The sequence below is a fragment of the uncultured Psychrobacter sp. genome (assembly GCF_947488565.1).
Classification (GTDB): Bacteria; Pseudomonadota; Gammaproteobacteria; order Pseudomonadales; family Moraxellaceae; genus Psychrobacter; species Psychrobacter saeujeotis.
The window spans coordinates 1-2,326 of sequence record NZ_CANKZC010000013.1 but is presented as its reverse complement, the minus strand read 5'-3'; the positions used below and the strand labels follow the sequence as shown (position 1 = coordinate 2,326).

The following is a 2,326-nucleotide window of genomic DNA, read 5'->3' as shown; positions in this document are numbered from 1 at the left end:
AGGCCTGTAGCTCAGCTGGTTAGAGCACCGTGTTGATAACGCGGGGGTCGGCAGTTCAAGTCTGCCCAGGCCTACCACTTTATTTGGTACAGTGCTACAGCGGCTATATTGCATAAGTTAAAAGTAATTAGAGCTTTTGAAAATCCTATTTAAAGGATTTTCCTTGCGAAGCTAAAATTGCAGTGCAATTTATTAACGCTTCTCAGGGGCCATAGCTCAGTTGGTAGAGCGCCTGCCTTGCACGCAGGAGGTCAACGGTTCGACTCCGTTTGGCTCCACCATCAGTAGACAGCGATGCGATAAGTATTAAATAGAAACGAATGATTCGCTTATCTAACTACCATAGATAAGATACTGATTATTTCTTTCTGTTTTATACAGAACTTACTACTCGACGAGAGAGTAAGAACTATTTAAAAACATAGATATGAGTCTGGGTTAGAAAGAGCGTGTTCACGCGCCCTTTCTAACCTTAATAATCAACCTTTTAACGACATTGTTTGTTATCCCAAGGGTTGATTATTAAAAAAGTAAAGAGAACTGAATCAAGCGTAAACATAGGTGATATCGTTATAATTGCGAAACTAATAGACCCTTTGGGGTTGTATGGTCAAGTAATTAAGCGCACATGGTGGATGCCTTGGCAGTCAGAGGCGATGAAAGACGTGACAGCCTGCGATAAGCTTCGGGGAGGCGGCAATATCCTGTGATCCGGAGATTTCTGAATGGGGAAACCCACTTACCATAAGGTAGGTATCCTAATTTATTAGGAAGCGAACGAGGGGAAGTGAAACATCTCAGTACCCTTAGGAAAAGACATCAAATGAGATTCCCCAAGTAGCGGCGAGCGAACGGGGAGAAGCCGATTGATACTAGAATAGAAGAACAGTGTGGGAAAGCTGGCCATAGTGGGTGATAGCCCCGTATTTTAAATTCTAGTGTTGACATATTAAGTAGAGCGGGACACGAGAAATCCTGTTTGAAGATGGGGGGACCATCCTCCAAGGCTAAATACTCCTGACTGACCGATAGTGAACCAGTACCGTGAGGGAAAGGCGAAAAGAACCCCTGTGAGGGGAGTGAAATAGAACCTGAAACCGTGTGCGTACAAGCAGTGGGAGCCATCTTGCATGGTGACCGCGTACCTTTTGTATAATGGGTCAGCGACTTATATTCTGTAGCGAGGTTAACCGTTTTGGGGAGCCGTAGGGAAACCGAGTCTTAATAGGGCGACGAGTTGCAGGGTATAGACCCGAAACCGAGTGATCTATCCATGAGCAGGTTGAAAGTGCCGTAACAGGCACCGGAGGACCGAACCCACTGTCGTTGAAAAGCCAGGGGATGACTTGTGGATAGGGGTGAAAGGCTAATCAAACTCGGTGATAGCTGGTTCTCCCCGAAAGCTATTTAGGTAGCGCCTCGGACGAACACCATTGGGGGTAGAGCACTGTTTCGGCTAGGGGGTCATACCGACTTACCAAACCGATGCAAACTCCGAATACCGATGAGTGATATCCGGGAGACACACAGTGGGTGCTAACGTCCATTGTGGAGAGGGAAACAACCCAGACCGCCAGCTAAGGCCCCAAATTCCTAGTTAAGTGGGAAACGAGGTGGGAAGGCATAGACAGCTAGGAGGTTGGCTTAGAAGCAGCCATCCTTTAAAGAAAGCGTAATAGCTCACTAGTCGAGTCGGCCCGCGCGGAAGATGTAACGGGGCTCAAACTAGGAGCCGAAGCTGCGGATTTGAATTTGTTTTCAAGTGGTAGGGGAGCGTTGTGTAAGCCTGAGAAGGTGCATTGTAAAGTGTGCTGGAGGTATCACAAGAGCGAATGCTGACGTGAGTAACGATAATGGGTGTGAAAAGCATCCACGCCGGAAGATCAAGGGTTCCAGTCCAACGTTAATCGGGGCTGGGTGAGTCGACCCCTAAGGCGAGGCCGAAAGGCGTAGTCGATGGGAAATCGGTTAATATTCCGATACTTGTTTATGATGCGATGGAGGGACGGAGAAGGTTATGTCAGCCTAGTGATGGTTATCTAGGTGAAAGGATGTAGGTTTATAGCTTAGGTAAATCCGGGCTATTATATACCGAGATCTGATAGCAAGTCCTACTTGTAGGACGAAGTGGCAAATACCAGGCTTCCAGGAAAAGCTTCTAAGCGATAGTCATAAACGAATCGTACCCTAAACCGACACAGGTGATCAGGTAGAGAATACCAAGGCGCTTGAGAGAACTCTGCTGAAGGAACTAGGCAAAATGGTACCGTAACTTCGGGAGAAGGTACGCTGTTGGTGGTGATAGGACTTGCTCCTTGAGCTGTTG

2 tRNA genes and 1 rRNA gene are annotated in these 2,326 nt (G+C 47.2%); all 3 read left to right on the top strand.

The annotated features are described in order from the left end of the window. Positions 1-77: transfer RNA gene (locus Q0890_RS13595), tRNA-Ile, on the top strand. A 128-nt stretch (positions 78-205) separates the two neighbouring features. Then, a tRNA-Ala gene (locus tag Q0890_RS13590) sits at positions 206-281 on the top strand. A 327-nt stretch (positions 282-608) separates the two neighbouring features. Then, positions 609-2,326, top strand: a 23S ribosomal RNA gene (locus tag Q0890_RS13585); the annotation flags it as partial.